Annotated in this window: 15 protein-coding genes; 11 read left to right on the forward strand and 4 right to left on the reverse strand. The window is 55.2% G+C overall.

From position 1 onward, the window contains the following. The 5 genes from ubiI (at nt 1) to N7922_RS04265 (ending at nt 6,989) form a co-directional block, all read left to right on the forward strand. Nucleotides 1–1,203, forward strand: coding sequence for an FAD-dependent 2-octaprenylphenol hydroxylase (ubiI, locus tag N7922_RS04245; RefSeq protein WP_263099393.1), 1,203 nt, complete (start codon nt 1–3; stop codon nt 1,201–1,203). Nucleotides 1,204–1,628: 425 nt separating this feature from the next. Further along, the gene (gene gcvT, locus N7922_RS04250; protein WP_263099394.1) at nt 1,629–2,723 is read left to right on the forward strand and encodes a glycine cleavage system aminomethyltransferase GcvT; all 1,095 of its coding nucleotides are present in this window, start codon (nt 1,629–1,631) and stop codon (nt 2,721–2,723) included. A 25-nt stretch (nt 2,724–2,748) separates the two neighbouring features. Further along, nucleotides 2,749–3,138: a glycine cleavage system protein GcvH gene (gene gcvH / locus N7922_RS04255; protein ID WP_061493241.1), complete on the forward strand. Its 390-nt coding sequence runs from the start codon at nt 2,749–2,751 to the stop codon at nt 3,136–3,138. Between the two features lie 173 nt (nt 3,139–3,311). Further along, a complete protein-coding gene (gene gcvP / locus N7922_RS04260) occupies nt 3,312–6,185 on the forward strand; it encodes an aminomethyl-transferring glycine dehydrogenase (RefSeq protein ID WP_263099395.1) in 2,874 nt (957 codons plus the stop codon). 60 nt (nt 6,186–6,245) lie between these two features. Continuing rightward, a complete protein-coding gene (locus N7922_RS04265; RefSeq protein ID WP_263099396.1) occupies nt 6,246–6,989 on the forward strand; it encodes an SDR family oxidoreductase in 744 nt (247 codons plus the stop codon). A 232-nt stretch (nt 6,990–7,221) separates the two neighbouring features. On the opposite strand, the gene N7922_RS04270 is transcribed toward N7922_RS04265, so the two are convergent. Together N7922_RS04270 and N7922_RS04275 are read right to left on the reverse strand one after the other, a co-directional pair. After that, on the reverse strand, nt 7,222–8,655 hold the full coding sequence (locus tag N7922_RS04270) for a 6-phospho-beta-glucosidase (protein ID WP_263099397.1): 1,434 nt from the start codon (nt 8,653–8,655) through the stop codon (nt 7,222–7,224). Nucleotides 8,656–8,772: 117 nt separating this feature from the next. Beyond that, nucleotides 8,773–9,501 (reverse strand): MurR/RpiR family transcriptional regulator, encoded by a 729-nt coding sequence (locus N7922_RS04275; RefSeq protein WP_263100829.1) that lies wholly within the window; start codon nt 9,499–9,501, stop codon nt 8,773–8,775. A 238-nt stretch (nt 9,502–9,739) separates the two neighbouring features. On the opposite strand from N7922_RS04275, the gene trhA reads away from it, so the two are divergent. Then, a complete protein-coding gene (trhA, locus tag N7922_RS04280; RefSeq protein WP_263099398.1) occupies nt 9,740–10,399 on the forward strand; it encodes a PAQR family membrane homeostasis protein TrhA in 660 nt (219 codons plus the stop codon). A gap of 45 nt (nt 10,400–10,444) precedes the next feature. Here trhA and ygfZ read toward each other — a convergent pair whose 3' ends face one another. After that, entirely contained in the window at nt 10,445–11,428 is a 984-nt protein-coding gene (gene ygfZ / locus N7922_RS04285) for a tRNA-modifying protein YgfZ (protein WP_061493247.1), read from the reverse strand. 248 nt (nt 11,429–11,676) lie between these two features. Here ygfZ and sdhE point away from each other — a divergent pair, with 248 nt between their 5' ends. Both sdhE and N7922_RS04295 read left to right on the forward strand, forming a co-directional pair. Continuing rightward, entirely contained in the window at nt 11,677–11,943 is a 267-nt protein-coding gene (gene sdhE, locus N7922_RS04290) for an FAD assembly factor SdhE (protein WP_263099399.1), read from the forward strand. After that, nucleotides 11,924–12,340 (forward strand): protein YgfX, encoded by a 417-nt coding sequence (locus tag N7922_RS04295; RefSeq protein ID WP_263099400.1) that lies wholly within the window; start codon nt 11,924–11,926, stop codon nt 12,338–12,340. The genes sdhE and N7922_RS04295 overlap by 20 nt, the downstream gene beginning before the upstream one ends. Before the next feature lie 18 nt (nt 12,341–12,358). Here the strand turns inward: N7922_RS04295 and fldB are convergent, their stop codons facing one another. Further along, nucleotides 12,359–12,880: a flavodoxin FldB gene (fldB, locus tag N7922_RS04300; protein WP_263099401.1), complete on the reverse strand. Its 522-nt coding sequence runs from the start codon at nt 12,878–12,880 to the stop codon at nt 12,359–12,361. A 98-nt stretch (nt 12,881–12,978) separates the two neighbouring features. Here fldB and xerD point away from each other — a divergent pair, with 98 nt between their 5' ends. From xerD to recJ, 3 genes are read left to right on the forward strand one after another with little or no spacing between them, the layout of a single operon-like run. Beyond that, nucleotides 12,979–13,875, forward strand: coding sequence for a site-specific tyrosine recombinase XerD (xerD, locus tag N7922_RS04305; RefSeq protein WP_088237748.1), 897 nt, complete (start codon nt 12,979–12,981; stop codon nt 13,873–13,875). 23 nt (nt 13,876–13,898) lie between these two features. Then, on the forward strand, nt 13,899–14,609 hold the full coding sequence (gene dsbC / locus N7922_RS04310) for a bifunctional protein-disulfide isomerase/oxidoreductase DsbC (RefSeq protein ID WP_263099402.1): 711 nt from the start codon (nt 13,899–13,901) through the stop codon (nt 14,607–14,609). Between the two features lie 5 nt (nt 14,610–14,614). Next, nucleotides 14,615–16,348, forward strand: coding sequence for a single-stranded-DNA-specific exonuclease RecJ (gene recJ / locus N7922_RS04315; RefSeq protein WP_263099403.1), 1,734 nt, complete (start codon nt 14,615–14,617; stop codon nt 16,346–16,348). Nucleotides 16,349–16,374 lie beyond the last annotated feature (26 nt).

Consider the following 16,374-nt stretch of genomic DNA (forward strand, 5'->3'; position numbering starts at 1 on the left):
GTGCAGAGTGTTGATGTTGTGATTGTTGGCGGCGGCATGGTGGGACTGGCGCTGGCGTGCGGGTTGCAGGGCAGCGGATTACGTGTGGCGGTGCTTGAGCAGCAGCGTCCTGCGCCGCTGGCTGACGATGCGCCCCCTGCGTTACGCGTATCGGCGATCAACGCCGCCAGCGAAAAACTGCTGAGTCATCTGGGCGTGTGGTCAAACATTATTGCCCGTCGCGCGGGTTGCTATCACGGCATGGAAGTGTGGGATAAAGACAGCTTCGGGCGTATTGCTTTTGATGACCAGAGCATGGGCTACGACCACCTTGGCTACATTATTGAAAATGCGGTGATCCATCAGGCGTTGTGGGACAAAGCACAGCAATGCCCGGATGTGACCACGCTTGCCCCGGCGGAGCTGCAACAAGTCGCGTGGGGCGAAAATGAGGCCTTTCTTACGTTAAAAGATGGCACGATGCTGACTGCGCGGCTGGTGATCGGCGCGGATGGCGCTAACTCCTGGCTGCGTAACAAAGCCGATATACCGCTGACGTTCTGGGATTATCACCATCATGCGTTGGTGGCGACCGTCCGCACGGAAGAGCCCCATCAGGCTGTGGCGCGCCAGGTGTTCCATCATGATGGTATTCTCGCCTTCCTGCCGCTTAGCGAGCCGCATGTCTGCTCGATTGTCTGGTCGTTGCCGCCGGAGCAGGCAAAGGCCATGCAGCAGGCAAGCGAGGAGGCGTTTAACCAGGCGCTGTGTATGGCGTTTGATAACCGCCTTGGGCTTTGCCGCGTGGAAAGTGAGCGCCAGGTTTACCCATTGACCGGGCGTTATGCGCGTCAGTTTGCCGGGCATCGCCTGGCGCTGGTTGGCGATGCCGCGCACACCATCCATCCGCTGGCCGGGCAGGGCGTAAACCTTGGCTTTATGGACGTGGCGGAGTTAATCGCCGAACTGCGTCGTTTACGCGCTCAGGGCAAAGATATTGGGCAGCACCTTTATCTGCGTCGCTATGAGCGCAGCCGCAAGCACAGTGCGGCGCTGATGCTGGCCGGTATGCAGGGATTTCGCGAGCTGTTTGCCGGTGCCAACCCGGCGAAAAAATTGCTGCGTGATATTGGCCTGAAACTGGCCGATACGCTCCCCGGTGTGAAAAGTCAGCTACTGCGTCAGGCGTTAGGCCTGAACGATCTCCCCGAGTGGTTACGTTAACCCCGTCACATTTTCCCTTCCCGGCAACGGGAGGGGGCTCTCACTTCTCATTTGAAATAATCTAATTTCACCGCTTTTTTCAGATTAGATTTTTTCATGTCATGTTTTTTCTTATACGGCAAAATTCGCTTTTTTGCGGAGTGAAATGCTGTGAATGGTGCTGGAATCCCCCTTCCTGTAATGGTTTGTGCAGCCTTTATGTCATTAAGCCAGTGTAATCATCTAATCCGTTTTTTGGCTAAACAGGTCATAAGCTAATGTGATGACCCATTTTACCTTATGGTTAAGCGCCGCTTTCGGTGATAAGTTCAGGCGAAAGAGAACGTTTGCGTTGCGGCCTGCAACAGGTCGTGAACCCGGCTTTTGGCGGCGTGATTAAACGCCACCGGCGAGCGTGATGGCTCAGCTTATTCGACGAGGAAAAGATGGCTCAGCAGACCCCTTTGTATGAACAACACACGCTGTGCGGCGCCCGCATGGTGGACTTCCATGGCTGGATGATGCCGTTGCATTACGGCTCGCAGATTGATGAACATCATGCGGTGCGTACCGACGCAGGTATGTTTGATGTGTCGCACATGACCATCGTCGACCTCAAAGGTGCACGTACCCGCGAGTTTTTACGCTACTTGCTGGCTAACGATGTCGCGAAACTCACCAAGCCCGGTAAAGCGCTTTATACCGGCATGCTAAATGCCTCGGGCGGCGTCATTGATGACCTGATCGTCTATTATTTCACTGAAGATTTTTTCCGCCTCGTTGTTAACTCCGCCACCCGCGAAAAAGACCTCTCCTGGATTTCCCAACACGCAGAACCCTTCGCCATTGAACTCACCGTTCGGGATGATCTGTCGCTGATCGCCGTACAGGGGCCGAATGCGCAGGCGAAAGCCGCATCATTATTCAGCGATGCGCAGCGCAGCGCGGTCGACGGGATGAAACCTTTCTTTGGCGTTGATGTTGATGGCCTTTTTATCGCGACCACCGGTTATACCGGCGAAGCGGGCTATGAAATTGCGCTGCCGAACGAACGTGCGGCCGACTTCTGGCAGGCATTGCTGGGTGCGGGCGTGAAGCCTTGCGGCCTCGGCGCGCGCGATACGCTGCGTCTGGAAGCCGGCATGAACCTGTATGGTCAGGAAATGGATGAAAGCGTTTCTCCGCTGGCGGCCAATATGGGTTGGACCATTGCCTGGGAGCCGCAGGATCGCCATTTTATCGGTCGTGAAGCGCTGGAATTACAGCGGGAAAAAGGCACTGAGCAACTGGTTGGGTTAGTGATGACCGAGAAAGGCGTGCTGCGCAACGAACTGCCGGTACGTTTCACCGATAACCAGGGCAATGTGCAGGAAGGCGTGATCACCAGCGGGACTTTCTCGCCAACGCTTGGCTACAGTATTGCACTGGCGCGCGTTCCTGCTGGCATTGGCGAAACGGCGGTGGTGCAAATCCGCAACCGTGAAATGCCGGTCAAAGTGACCAAACCGATTTTTGTGCGTGCTGGCAAAGCCGTCGCGTAACCTTTTTTTATCTGGAGAGATTGAGATGAGCAATGTACCTGGCGATCTGAAATACAGTAAAGAACACGAGTGGCTGCGCAAAGAAGCGGACGGTACCTACACCGTTGGCATCACCGAGCACGCGCAGGAACTGCTGGGCGATATGGTGTTTGTTGACCTGCCGGATGTGGGGACAACCGTTGCCGCTGGCGATGACTGCGCCGTGGCGGAGTCGGTAAAAGCCGCGTCGGACATTTACGCGCCTATCGGCGGTGAAGTTGTCGCGGTGAACGATGCGCTGAATGACGCGCCTGAGCTGGTTAACAGCGAGCCCTACGGTGAAGGCTGGATCTTCAAAATCAAAGCCAGCGACGAAGCGGAAGTAGCTGCGCTGCTGGATGCCACGGCTTACGCGGCACTGTTAGAAGACGAATAAATACGCGTCATCCTTCGCGTTGCAAACGCGTTGGCTTCCTTGCTCTCCCAGTCACCTACTGATGTAAGCGTCTGGGGATTGACGGCGTCGCCGCCCTCCTGCAACACGAAGGATTTAGCGTATTCAGATAATGTCCAAACACGATTCACTGCACGTTTCAGGAACCATCGCTCATGACACAGACTTTAAGCCAGCTTGAAAACCGTGGCGCTTTCATTGAACGTCACATTGGGCCGGATGCTCAGCAACAGCTGGAGATGCTGAATACCGTTGGCGCGGATTCGTTAAATGCACTGATCGGCCAGATCGTGCCAAAAGACATCCAGCTTGCCACACCGCCGCAGGTTGGGGAGCCAACTACCGAGTTCGCGGCCCTGGCCGAACTGAAAGCGATTGCCGGACGTAACAAGCGCTTTAAGTCTTACATTGGCATGGGCTATACCGCCGTGCAGTTACCGCCGGTTATTCTGCGCAATATGCTGGAAAACCCGGGCTGGTACACCGCCTACACCCCCTACCAGCCGGAAGTGTCGCAGGGGCGTCTGGAAGCGCTGCTCAATTTCCAGCAAGTGACGCTGGATTTGACCGGGCTGGATATGGCTTCCGCGTCGTTGCTGGATGAAGCCACTGCGGCGGCTGAAGCGATGGCGATGGCGAAGCGCGTCAGCAAACTGAAAGGGGCGAATCGCTTCTTTGTGGCGGCCGACGTCCACCCGCAAACGCTGGATGTGGTTCGTACCCGTGCCGAAACCTTCGGGTTTGATGTGATTGTGGATGCCGCCGACAAAGTCTTGGATCACCAGGATGTGTTCGGCGTGCTGTTCCAGCAGGTGGGGACGACCGGTGAAGTTCACGACTACAGCGCGCTTATTGCTGAGCTGAAAAACCGCAAAATCATCGTCAGCGTCGCTGCCGATCTGCTGACGCTGGTACATTTGACTGCACCGGGCAAACAGGGTGCTGACATTGTATTTGGCTCCGCGCAACGCTTTGGCGTGCCGATGGGCTACGGCGGTCCGCATGCGGCTTTCTTTGCTGCAAAAGACGAATTCAAACGCTCCATGCCTGGCCGTATTATCGGCGTATCAAAAGATGCCGCTGGTAACACCGCGCTGCGCATGGCGATGCAGACACGCGAGCAGCATATCCGTCGTGAGAAAGCGAACTCGAACATTTGTACTTCGCAGGTCCTGCTGGCCAATATCGCCAGTCTGTACGCGGTTTTCCACGGTCCGGCCGGGCTGAAACGCATCGCCGGGCGCATTCATCGCCTGACCGACATCCTGGCCGCTGGTTTGCAGCGTAACGGCCTGAAACTGCGGCATGCGCACTACTTCGACACGCTGTGTGTGGATGTGGCGGATAAAGCCGCAGTGCTGGCACGCGCAGAAGCGCAGGAAATTAACCTGCGTAGCGACATCCTCAACGCTGTGGGCATTACGCTGGATGAAACCACCTCCCGTGAAGATGTGCTGGCGCTGTTTACGGTGCTGCTGGGGGATAATCACGGTCTGGATATCGATGCGTTGGACCAGGACGTGGCGCTCGACAGCCGTTCTGTTCCGCAAAGCATGCTGCGTGACGATGCCTTCCTGACGCATCCGGTCTTTAATCGCTATCACAGCGAAACCGAAATGATGCGCTATATGCACTCGCTGGAGCGCAAAGATCTGGCGCTGAACCAGGCGATGATCCCGCTGGGATCCTGCACCATGAAGCTGAACGCCGCAGCGGAAATGATCCCCATTACCTGGCCGGAATTTGCAGAACTGCACCCGTTCTGCCCGCCGGAACAGGCGGAAGGTTATCATCAGATGATCGCCCAGCTCTCTGACTGGCTGGTTAAACTGACCGGTTATGATGCGCTCTGCATGCAGCCGAACTCCGGTGCGCAGGGTGAATATGCAGGTCTGCTGGCTATCCGCCATTACCACGAAAGCCGCAACGAGGGGCATCGCGATATCTGCCTGATCCCCAGCTCTGCCCACGGAACCAACCCGGCATCGGCACAGATGGCCGGTATGCAGGTGGTGGTGGTCGCGTGTGATAAAAACGGCAATATCGACCTTGCTGACCTGCGCGCAAAAGCCGAACAGGCGGGCGATAATCTCTCCTGCATCATGGTGACTTACCCGTCCACCCACGGTGTCTACGAAGAGACGATTCGTGAAGTCTGCGAAGTGGTGCACCAGTTCGGCGGCCAGGTCTATCTGGATGGCGCGAACATGAATGCTCAGGTTGGCATTACCTCGCCGGGCTTTATTGGCGCGGATGTATCGCATCTTAACCTGCACAAAACGTTCTGCATTCCGCACGGCGGCGGCGGTCCGGGCATGGGGCCGATTGGCGTGAAAGCGCATCTGGCGCCGTTCGTGCCGGGTCACAGCGTGGTGCAAATCGAAGGAATGCTGACCCGTCAGGGCGCGGTGTCCGCTGCGCCTTTCGGTAGCGCGTCGATTCTGCCTATCAGTTGGATGTACATCCGCATGATGGGCGCTGAAGGGCTGAAACAGGCCAGCCAGGTCGCGATCCTCAATGCCAACTATATTGCCAGCCGTCTGAAAGGGGCATTTCCGGTGCTGTATACCGGTCGTGATGGCCGCGTGGCACACGAATGTATTCTCGATATCCGCCCGCTGAAAGAAGAGACCGGCATCAGTGAGCTGGATATCGCCAAACGCCTGATTGACTACGGCTTCCATGCGCCGACCATGTCGTTCCCGGTTGCCGGAACGCTGATGGTCGAACCGACCGAATCGGAAAGCAAAGTTGAACTGGATCGCTTTATTGACGCGATGCTGGCGATCCGCGCTGAGATCGATCGTGTGAAACAGGGCGAATGGCCGCTGGAAGACAACCCGCTGGTAAATGCGCCGCACACGCAAAATGAACTGGTTGCTGAATGGAACCACGGTTACAGCCGCGAGTTAGCGGTATTCCCGGCGGGTGTGGTCAATAAATACTGGCCAACGGTAAAACGTCTGGATGATGTTTACGGTGACCGTAACCTGTTCTGCTCCTGCGTGCCGGTAAGCGAATATCAGTAGTGTGGTAATAAGGCTATCTTTTAAGGGCGCTTCGGCGCCCTTTTATTATGGGAGAGGATAATGGCGATAGCTTTAGTCACCGGCGCCAGCCGGGGGATTGGTCGGGCGACAGCGCTACTGCTGGCGCAGGAAGGGTATAACGTGGCGGTGAATTATCAGCATAACGCGCAGGCGGCTGACGAGGTGGTGGCACAGATCATTGCCCAGGGCGGTCACGCTTTTGCAGTGCAGGCGGATATCAGCGATGAAGCACAAGTAGATGCTCTGTTTACTCGTATCGACAATGAAGCGGAACCGCTGGTGGCGCTGGTGAATAATGCCGGGATTTTGTTTCAGCAAAGCCGGCTGGAAAACCTGACCGCCGAACGTATTAACCAGGTGCTAAGCACTAACGTGACCGGTTATTTTCTGTGTTGTCGCGAAGCCGTAAAACGCATGTCTCACCAGTATGGTGGGCAAGGTGGCGCGATTGTGAATGTTTCATCGGCTGCGGCACGAACCGGTTCCCCCGGTGAATATGTTGATTATGCGGCCTCGAAAGGCGCTGTTGATACGCTGACGACCGGGTTAGCGCTGGAGGTGGCGGCCAACGGGATCCGGGTCAACTGCGTTCGTCCTGGTTTTATCTATACCGACATGCATGCCAGCGGCGGTGAGCCGGGGCGCGTCGATCGCGTGAGCCGTGCGATACCGATGCAACGCGGCGGGCAACCCGAGGAGGTTGCACAGGGGATTGTCTGGTTACTGAGTGATAAAGCGTCGTATGTGACGGGGAGTTTTTTAGATTTGGCTGGGGGGCGGTAAAGACCCTCACCCCGGCCCTCTCCCTGGAAGGGAGAGGGGGAAAACTGCGGTCATCCCTCACCGGTACATCCCCCTTTCCCCGCCAGGATATGAGGCTTGGTAAGGGAATATCATATGCCACTGGTGCATTCCCTCTCCCCCCGGATATGAGGCCCGGTAAGGGAATATCATATGCTACCGATGCATTCCCTCTCCCCAGGGGGGAGAGGGGCAAGGTGAGGGGAAAACTGACTCAGATTGTTTCGCCGTTGCTCGCAATCACCGCTTTGTACCAGTGAAAACTCTTCTTCCGCGATCGCGACATATCGCCCGTGCCATCGTCATGCTTGTTCACGTAAATAAAGCCGTAACGTTTGCTGTACTGGCCCGTTGTGAACGACACGCAGTCGATGCATCCCCATGGGGTATAACCCATCAGGTCGACACCGTCATAGGTCACTGCTTCCACCATCTCTTTAACGTGCGCGCGCAGATAGTCGATACGGTAATCGTCGTTAATGCTGCCATCGTCTTCGACTTTATCGTACGCGCCAAAACCGTTTTCCACGATAAACAGCGGTTTCTGGTAACGCTCGTACAATTCACACAGTGCATAACGCAGGCCTACCGGATCAATCTGCCAGCCCCAGTCAGATGCTTTCACATGCGGATTGGGTACGCTGCCCTGGAAACCTGACAGTGCATCACCGGAACCGCCTTCCGCTTTTACTGCATTGGTCATGTAATAGCTGAAACCGAGGTAATCGCAGCAGCCTTCACGCAGGATGGTTTCATCACCCGCTTCCATTTTGATCGTGAAACCGCGGCGCTCCCACTCATTCAGCACATACGACGGGTAGTAACCGCGCAATTGAACGTCGGTAAAGACATAGCGTTCACGCATTGATTCCTGCGCATACATCACATCTTCTGGCTTACAGGAGAACGGATACAGCGGCACCATTGCCAGCATGCAGCCAATTTTCATGGATGGGTTGATGCGATGACCAATTTTAACCGCCATGGCGCTGGCCACGAACTGGTGGTGCAGCACCTGATACATGGTCTCTTCGGGGTTTTCATGATCGGTGTAGACCACGCCAGAGCAGCAGTAGCCGAACAGTGGCGCGCGCCAGTTGCGCTGGTTGTTGATTTCGTTGAAGGTCATCCAGTATTTGACCTTATTTTTGTAGCGTTCAAAGACCACTTCTGCAAAACGTACAAAGAAATCAACCACTTTACGGTTTGTCCAGCCGCCGTATTCCTGCACCAGATGCAGTGGCATTTCGAAGTGCGAGAGGGTAATTACCGGCTCAATGTTATATTTCAACAGTTCATCGAACATGTCGTCGTAGAACGCTAACCCTTCCTCATTCGGCTGCTGTTCGTCGCCCTTCGGGAAAATACGCGTCCAGGCGATGGAAGTGCGGAAACACTTGAAGCCCATTTCGGCAAACAACTTGATGTCTTCTTTGTAATGGCCGTGAAAATCGATGGCTTCATGGTTGGGGTAGTATTTCCCCGGCTCGACTTGCTGTGTGATTTCGCGTGGTACGCCGTGCGCGCCGCCGGTCAGTACGTCGCAGATGCTGGGGCCTTTGCCGCCCTTATTCCAGCCGCCTTCAACCTGGTGTGCGGCAACGGCGCCGCCCCATAAAAAGTCTTTCGGTAAGGTTAATTTTTTCATCTTTGCTCTTCTCGTCATATTCACTGGTAACGAGTCTAACAAAGGGGAATTAAATGTCACGATATAACAAATTACCTGCTCCGGTAATTTGTTACATCAAAAAAACAGCCTGTTTTTTTATGCTATTTTCTTCGCCAGTTTTCTTCCCAGGGTCTCCAGAATATAAATTACCGGGATTTGTGTCGTAATATCGTAGCCGCCGGTAATGCGGGTCTGCGGAACATGCCAGGAGATATTAAAGTCCGCCAGTTTCGCCAGCCGTGAATGCTCATGACTGGTGACAGAGAGCACTTTGCAGTGATGCAGGCTGAACTGGCTGGCAAAACGCAGGATCTCTTCTGTCTCGCCGGAGACGGAGAGCACAATCGCCAGCGCGTTTTTCGCCATATCATTGGTCACCGGGAAATAAGGATCATCGATATGGTTACTGAATTTCCCGATATTAGAAAAGAAACGCGCACCATATTTTGCTAACGCGCCTGATGTCCCTGCACCGACAAATATAATGCGCTCGGACGATAATATAACGTCAACAGCGTTATCGAGTAATTTATCAAACTCATCGTTATTCACCCCTTTAAAAAAGCTGATAATTTCGCTGGCGCCGAAATTAGGTTGCTGGGGTTCATTTTGTTCCAGATATAATTTAAAACGCACCCGGAACTCAGAATAACCTTCACAGTTGAGTTTGCGGCAAAAGCGCAACACCGTCGTTGTGGAGACGTCCGCCGCGTCGGCCAGTTCACGAATCGTCATGTACATCACTTTGTCACGATTCTTGACGACAAAGTTATAGACCATCATCTCCAGATTATTGAGGCTGGCGATGGCCGAGTGAGTAAACATCGTCACGGCGGTATCCTTTGCTTTTTGTTAACGCCACCCATTTTATGCGCGGTTGGCCTGGGCGTGAGCACATGCTGCCATAACTCTGTCGGTGTTGCCCCGACTTTTGCGCTACGTGTTACCCTGCGGCTGGCAAATATTCCGATACGATATTTATTTTAGCGTACAGGTGTGCACTGGAATCATTCTCAGTTACTCTATGATCGCAACGTTTTGAGAGTTCTTCCCGGAGTCAGCTATGGTGCAGAAACCATTAATCGCACAGGGATACACACTGGCAGAGGAAATTGCCAACAGCATCAGCCACGGTATCGGGCTGGTGTTTGGTATTGTCGGCCTGGTGCTGCTGCTGGTGCAGGCAGTGGACAGTAACGCCAGTACGATGGCCATCACCAGCTACAGTCTGTATGGCGGCAGCATGATTTTGCTGTTTCTCGCTTCGACGCTTTACCATGCTATTCCGCATCAGCGGGCAAAGATATGGTTGAAGAAATTTGACCACTGCGCGATCTATTTGTTGATTGCCGGTACCTATACGCCGTTTCTGCTGGTCGGTCTGGATTCGCCGCTGGCGCGCGGGCTGATGATTGTCATCTGGAGCCTCGCGTTGTTGGGGATCCTGTTTAAGCTCACTATTGCGCACCGGTTTAAGGTGTTGTCGCTGGTGACGTATCTGACAATGGGCTGGCTGTCACTGATTGTGATTTATCAGCTTGCCACCCGCTTGTCGGTTGGCGGCGTAACACTGCTGGCGGTGGGGGGACTGGTGTACTCGCTTGGCGTGATATTTTACGTCTGCAAGCGGATCCCTTATAACCACGCGATCTGGCACGGTTTTGTGCTTGGCGGCAGTGTCTGCCACTTCCTGGCAATCTACCTGTACGTCGGGCAGGTTTAGTCGATATTGCCGGGGGGCGCTTGCACCAGCCCCGGCTTCATCAAACTATTCTTCTGATAATGAGTAGGGTAGCGGTTCGATACTTAAAGTATTCGCATCGTCGCGAACGCGGAATACGCTGCCAGGCTCCATATCATTGTTCATCACGACCTGCACTAACAGGCGGCCATCATCAAGCTGCACTGAAGCCAGCACGGTACCGGTGCGGCGCCAGTTTTCCCCCATCTGCATTTCGAGGTCTTCACCCGCTTCCGGAGCGCGGCTGGCCTTGCCCGCCAGATACCACAGCGCACGTTTGTTTGCGCCGCGGAATTTCGCACGAGCCACCATTTCCTGCCCGGTATAGCAGCCTTTTTTAAAGCTGATGCCGCCGAGCGCCTGCAGGTTGGTCGCCTGCGGAATAAACTGCGCGCTGTTCGGCGTATCGATAACCGGCAAACCGGCTTCGATATTCAGCGACAGCCATTGTTGGCTGTTATTCAGTTGCGCTTCGCCGCGCAGTTTCTCTGTGACGCGTTCGGCGGTTGCAACATCGGTCACCAGCAGAAAGCGCTCAGCAGGGTGGGCAAACCACAGGAGGGTGGTCGCACCATCCTGAACAACCTGTTTTTCCGCATCCGGCAGCGTCGTGAACAGGTCAGTCAGCGCAGCGCGCGCCTGGAAACCAGCCACACCCAGCAGCACGTGTTCGTCATCGGGGGCTATCGTGACTTTTGAGAAGACGGCGTATTTTTTCAGTTCGGTCAACTGCGATTCACGCACGCTGCGGCGTAAAATCCAGGCAAATCCATCCTGGTAGTGGAACAACCGCATATTGCTCCACATTTTACCTTTAGAATCGCAGTGCGCCGCCAGCAGATGCTGTTCAGGGGGCATTTTCGCAACATCGGCGGTCACCTGGCCTTGCAGGTATTTTTCGCTGTCTGCGCCGGTGATGGTCGCCAGTGCCCAGTCATCGAGCGTCATAAGCGTCAGCGGCAGACGTGCGGATGCGGTCGGCTGGCGCGGAGGAAATGGAGTAAAAGCCATAATAATGTCCTGATTAGCTTAACGCTGTGTTGGTGCTTAATGGTAAAAGAGCCATTGTTCAATGCAAGCGATAAAGCACGCGTTTTGTGCCATTGTGAAAGCCTTGCGAGCGACTGCGCAGCGGAATGAAATTTTTGCAGACCATGCGATTTATTCCGTAAGCGTCCTCGTAAGGATAAATAATCCGCAAAAGAAAGCATAAAAACACGTTACAATAGGCCCCATCATGCCTACGCAGGGAGAAGAACATGGATATTAATAACAAAGCCCGTATCCACTGGGCGTGCCGCCGTGGAATGCGCGAACTCGATATCTCCATCATGCCTTTTTTTGAACATGAGTACGACACGCTGAGCGATGACGACAAGCAACTGTTTGTGCGCCTGCTGGAAAGCGATGACCCGGACTTATTTAACTGGCTGATGAATCATGGCAAACCCCAGGATGCGGGGTTGCAGAGAATGGTGCAGGTAATTCAAACACGGAATCGGGAACGTGGTCCTGTGGCAATCTGATTTACGCGTCTCATGGCGCGCGCAATGGCTCTCTTTACTGCTCCATGGTCTGGTGGCGGCGCTGATATTGCTGATGCCATGGCCATTGAGCTATACGCCGTTGTGGCTGTTATTGTTATCGCTGGTGGTTTTTGACTGCGTGCGCAGCCAACGGCGCATCAATGCCTGCCATGGCGAAATCAAACTGCTGATGGAGTCTCGTCTGCGCTGGCAGGGCGTTGAGTGGCATATTGTCGGCGCGCCGTGGATGTTACGCAGCGGTATGATGCTGCGGTTGCGCCGCGAAGAAGACGGACGTCGCCAACATTTGTGGCTGGCGGCGGACAGCATGGATGCACAGGAGTGGCGCGATCTGCGCCGGATGCTCTCTCAAAAACCGGCGCAGGGGCTTCGTTAAGCGCGAGACGGTGCGTATTCAGGCGAACCGTTCCGCCATTTCCAGCAGGATCTGCTCGCACCAGGCCTGAATGCGCGTTTCACTCAGATCGTACTGGTTGGTTTCATCAAGCGCCAGGCCAACGAAAAGTTGGCCATCGGCGATGACCGGTTTCTTGCTGGTAAACTCGTAGCCCTCAGTTGGCCAATAGCCGATAAATGTCACACCTTTGGGCGCCAGTTTGTCATGCAGCATGCCAAGCGCGTCGAGGAACCATTCGCCATAGCCGAGCTGGTCGCCCATCCCGTACAGCGCGATGATTTTTCCGTCGAGATGAAGGTTGTCAAGCTGATCCCAGATGGCTTCCCAGTCTTCCTGCAATTCGCCAAAATCCCAGGTGGGAATGCCGAGGATCAACGCATCGTACTGCTCCATCAGTGCAGGGGCGTCGTCTTTCAGGTTGTGCAACGTCACCAGTTCCGGCCCGATAACATCGCGAATTTTTTCCGCCGCCATTTCGGTGTAGCAGGTGCTGGAACCGTAAAACAGACCAATATTCATAACGTAAACTTCTCAATGCTTGATGTCTCTTTGCGAGCAGTGTACCAGAATCGTACGGCAATCAGGCATAATGCAGCGATTGAGAGAAGGAGGCGCAGATGGAACAGGATCTGGCACGCATTGAGCAGTTTCTGGATGCTCTCTGGCTTGAGAACAACCTGGCGGAAAATACCCTCAGCGCTTATCGCCGCGACCTGAAGAGCGTCGTCGAGTGGCTACACCACCGGGAGAGCAGCCTCGAACAGGCGCAGAGCGAGGATTTACAGGCGATATTGGCGGAGCGCGTCGACGGGGGATATAAAGCGACCAGTTCGGCACGCTTACTGAGCGCCGTGCGGCGTTTTTTTCAGTACCTGTATCGTGAAAAAATTCGCAGCGACGACCCCAGCGCGTTACTGGCCTCACCAAAATTGCCTCAACGCCTGCCCAAAGATTTAAGCGAAGCGCAGGTCGAACGGTTATTGCAGTCGCCGGTGGTTGACCAACCGCTGGAGTTACGCGATAAAGCGATGCTTGAAGTGCTCTACGCCACCGGCCTTCGTGTTTCTGAACTGGTGGGGTTAACGATGAGCGACATCAGCCTGCGTCAGGGGGTGTTGCGGGTAATCGGGAAAGGCAATAAAGAACGTCTGGTGCCGTTAGGCGAAGAAGCAGTTTACTGGGTGGAAAATTACCTTGAATATGGTCGTCCCTGGCTGCTTAACGGCGTATCGATAGATGTACTGTTTCCGAGTCAGCGCGCGCAACAGATGACACGACAGACGTTCTGGCACCGAATCAAGCACTATGCTCAATTGGCGGGCATTGATAGCGAGAAGCTGTCGCCACACGTGTTGCGCCATGCGTTTGCCACGCATCTGCTCAACCACGGTGCGGATTTGCGCGTGGTGCAAATGTTACTGGGGCACCAGGATCTGTCGACAACGCAAATTTATACGCATGTGGCTACAGAGCGGCTGCGTAAGCTTCATCAACAGCATCACCCGCGGGCGTGATACTGACAATCTAAGGATGTGTTATGAAAAACGGTTTAATCATGTTCACCCTGGTGGCGGCGTTTTCTGGTGCTGCTCATGCAGATGATGCGGCGATCAAGCAGTCGCTGGCGAAACTGGGTGTGCAGAGCTCTGAAATCCTGCCCGCGCCGGTTGCCGGAATGAAAGCCGTGTTGACCAGTAGCGGTGTGCTGTATGTCACCGAAGACGGCAAACATATTATCCAGGGGCCGATGTACGACGTTAGCGGCGCGCAACCGGTGAACGTCACCTCGCAAATGCTGATGCCGCACCTCAATGCGCTGGCAAAAGAGATGATCGTCTACAAAGCCCCGCAGGAAAAACATGTGATCACCGTCTTTACCGACATCACCTGCGGCTATTGCCAGAAGCTGCACAGCGAAATGGCTGACTACAACGCCTTAGGCATCACCGTGCGCTACCTCGCGTTTCCGCGCCAGGGTATCGGAAGCGAAGCAGAGAAAGATATGAAAGCGGTCTGGTGCGCCAAAGATCGTAACAAAGCTTTTGATGATGCCATGAACGGCAAAGGCGTTAAACCGGCCAGCTGCGATATGGATATCGCCAATCACTACGCGCTGGGCGTGCAGTTTGGCGTGAACGGTACGCCGGCGGTTGTGCTGAACGATGGCTATGTTGTGCCGGGGTATCAGGCGCCTGCCGAGATGAAAGCGTTTCTCGACCAACATCAAAAAGCCACTGGCGGTAAGTAATTCGCGTGAAAGCTCAGATACAACTTCGCCGCCGCGTAGTCGATGACGCGGTGGAACTGGCGGATTCCCTTCCGCCTCTGCTGCGCCGGTTATACGCCAGCCGCGGCGTGCGGCATGACCGCGAACTGGAGCGTAGCGTCAAAGGCATGTTGCCGTGGCATCAGCTTAATGGCATTGACGATGCGGTAACGCATTTATACAACGCATTGCGCGAAGGGCTGCGGATTATTGTCGTCGGCGACTTTGACGCCGATGGCGCAACCAGCACGGCCTTAAGCGTGCTGGCGCTGCGTTCTCTGGGGTGCGAAAACGTTAGCTACCTGGTGCCAAACCGCTTTGACGATGGTTATGGTCTTAGCCCGGAAGTTGTCGAGCAGGCTCATGCACGTGGCGCGCAGCTTATTTTGACCGTCGATAACGGTATTTCGTCCCATGCTGGCGTTGAGCGGGCGCATGCGCTGGGCATTCCGGTGATTGTGACCGATCACCACTTGCCGGGTGAAACCTTGCCCGAGGCAGAAGCCATTGTTAACCCTAACCTGCGTGACTGTGATTTCCCGTCGAAATCGCTGGCGGGGGTGGGCGTGGCGTTTTATTTGATGCTGGCGTTGCGCAGTTTTCTGCGTGATAACGGCTGGTTTGACGCGCGCGGCCTGGCGATGCCAAACCTTGCCGAGTTGCTTGACCTGGTGGCCTTGGGTACGGTGGCGGACGTGGTGCCGCTGGATGCCAATAATCGCATCCTGACCTGGCAAGGGCTGAGCCGCATTCGCGCCGGGCGCTGCCGTCCCGGTATCAAGGCGCTGCTGGAAGTCGCTAATCGCGACGCGCAAAAACTGGCGGCCAGCGATCTCGGTTTTGCGCTGGGGCCGCGCCTGAATGCGGCCGGTCGGCTGGACGATATGTCTGTCGGCGTGGCGCTGCTGCTGTGCGATAACCTCGGCGAGGCGCGACAGCTTGCCAACGATCTGGATGCGCTGAACCAGACGCGCAAAGAGATTGAACAGGGTATGCAGGCTGAAGCGCTCACCCTGTGCGAGAAACTTGAACGCAGTCTCGATACGCTACCCGGCGGGCTGGCAATGTACCATCCTGAGTGGCACCAGGGTGTTGTGGGTATTCTTGCGTCGCGTATCAAAGAGCGTTTTCACCGCCCGGTTATCGCCTTTGCCCCCGCGGGCGACGGCGTGTTGAAAGGGTCGGGGCGTTCTATTCAGGGTTTGCACATGCGCGATGCGCTGGAACGGCTGGATATGTTATTCCCAGGCATGATGCTGAAATTCGGCGGCCATGCGATGGCGGCGGGTTTAACCCTGGAAGAGGGGCGCTTTGACGAGTTCCGGCAGCGCTTTGGCGAACTGGTCACCGAGTGGCTGGATCCGGCGTTATTGCAGGGCGAAATTGTTTCTGATGGGCCGTTGGCGGCGCAAGAGATGACGCTGGAAATCGCCGAGATGCTGCGTGAAGCCGGTCCGTGGGGGCAGATGTTCCCGGAACCGCTGTTCGACGGTGAATTTCGCCTGTTGCAGCAGCGGCTGGTGGGGGAACGCCATCTGAAGGTGATGCTGGAACCCGTTGGCGGCGGCCCGTTACTGGACGGTATCGCGTTTAACGTGGATACCACCTGCTGGCCGGACAATGGCGTGCGGCAGGTGAATATTGCTTATAAACTTGATGTTAACGAGTTTCGCGGCAACCGTAGCGTACAGTTGATTATCGAAAACCTCTGGCCAATTTAGCGCCAGTATTCGCTACAAAAAAGGGC

It is taken from the genome of Kosakonia sp. ML.JS2a (assembly GCF_025642095.1).
Taxonomy (GTDB): domain Bacteria; phylum Pseudomonadota; class Gammaproteobacteria; order Enterobacterales; family Enterobacteriaceae.

Bases quoted from the DNA above. Each gene is read 5' to 3' on its own strand.
- gcvT (WP_263099394.1), top strand. From the start codon at position 1,629: ATGGCTCAGCAGACCCCTTTGTATGAACAACACACGCTGTGCGGCGCC.
- gcvH (WP_061493241.1), top strand. From the start codon at position 2,749: ATGAGCAATGTACCTGGCGATCTGAAATACAGTAAAGAACACGAGTGG.
- gcvP (WP_263099395.1), top strand. From the start codon at position 3,312: ATGACACAGACTTTAAGCCAGCTTGAAAACCGTGGCGCTTTCATTGAA.
- N7922_RS04265 (WP_263099396.1), top strand. From the start codon at position 6,246: ATGGCGATAGCTTTAGTCACCGGCGCCAGCCGGGGGATTGGTCGGGCG.
- N7922_RS04270 (WP_263099397.1), bottom strand. From the start codon at position 8,655: ATGAAAAAATTAACCTTACCGAAAGACTTTTTATGGGGCGGCGCCGTT.
- N7922_RS04275 (WP_263100829.1), bottom strand. From the start codon at position 9,501: ATGTTTACTCACTCGGCCATCGCCAGCCTCAATAATCTGGAGATGATG.
- trhA (WP_263099398.1), top strand. From the start codon at position 9,740: ATGGTGCAGAAACCATTAATCGCACAGGGATACACACTGGCAGAGGAA.
- ygfZ (WP_061493247.1), bottom strand. From the start codon at position 11,428: ATGGCTTTTACTCCATTTCCTCCGCGCCAGCCGACCGCATCCGCACGT.
- sdhE (WP_263099399.1), top strand. From the start codon at position 11,677: ATGGATATTAATAACAAAGCCCGTATCCACTGGGCGTGCCGCCGTGGA.
- fldB (WP_263099401.1), bottom strand. From the start codon at position 12,880: ATGAATATTGGTCTGTTTTACGGTTCCAGCACCTGCTACACCGAAATG.
- xerD (WP_088237748.1), top strand. From the start codon at position 12,979: ATGGAACAGGATCTGGCACGCATTGAGCAGTTTCTGGATGCTCTCTGG.
- dsbC (WP_263099402.1), top strand. From the start codon at position 13,899: ATGAAAAACGGTTTAATCATGTTCACCCTGGTGGCGGCGTTTTCTGGT.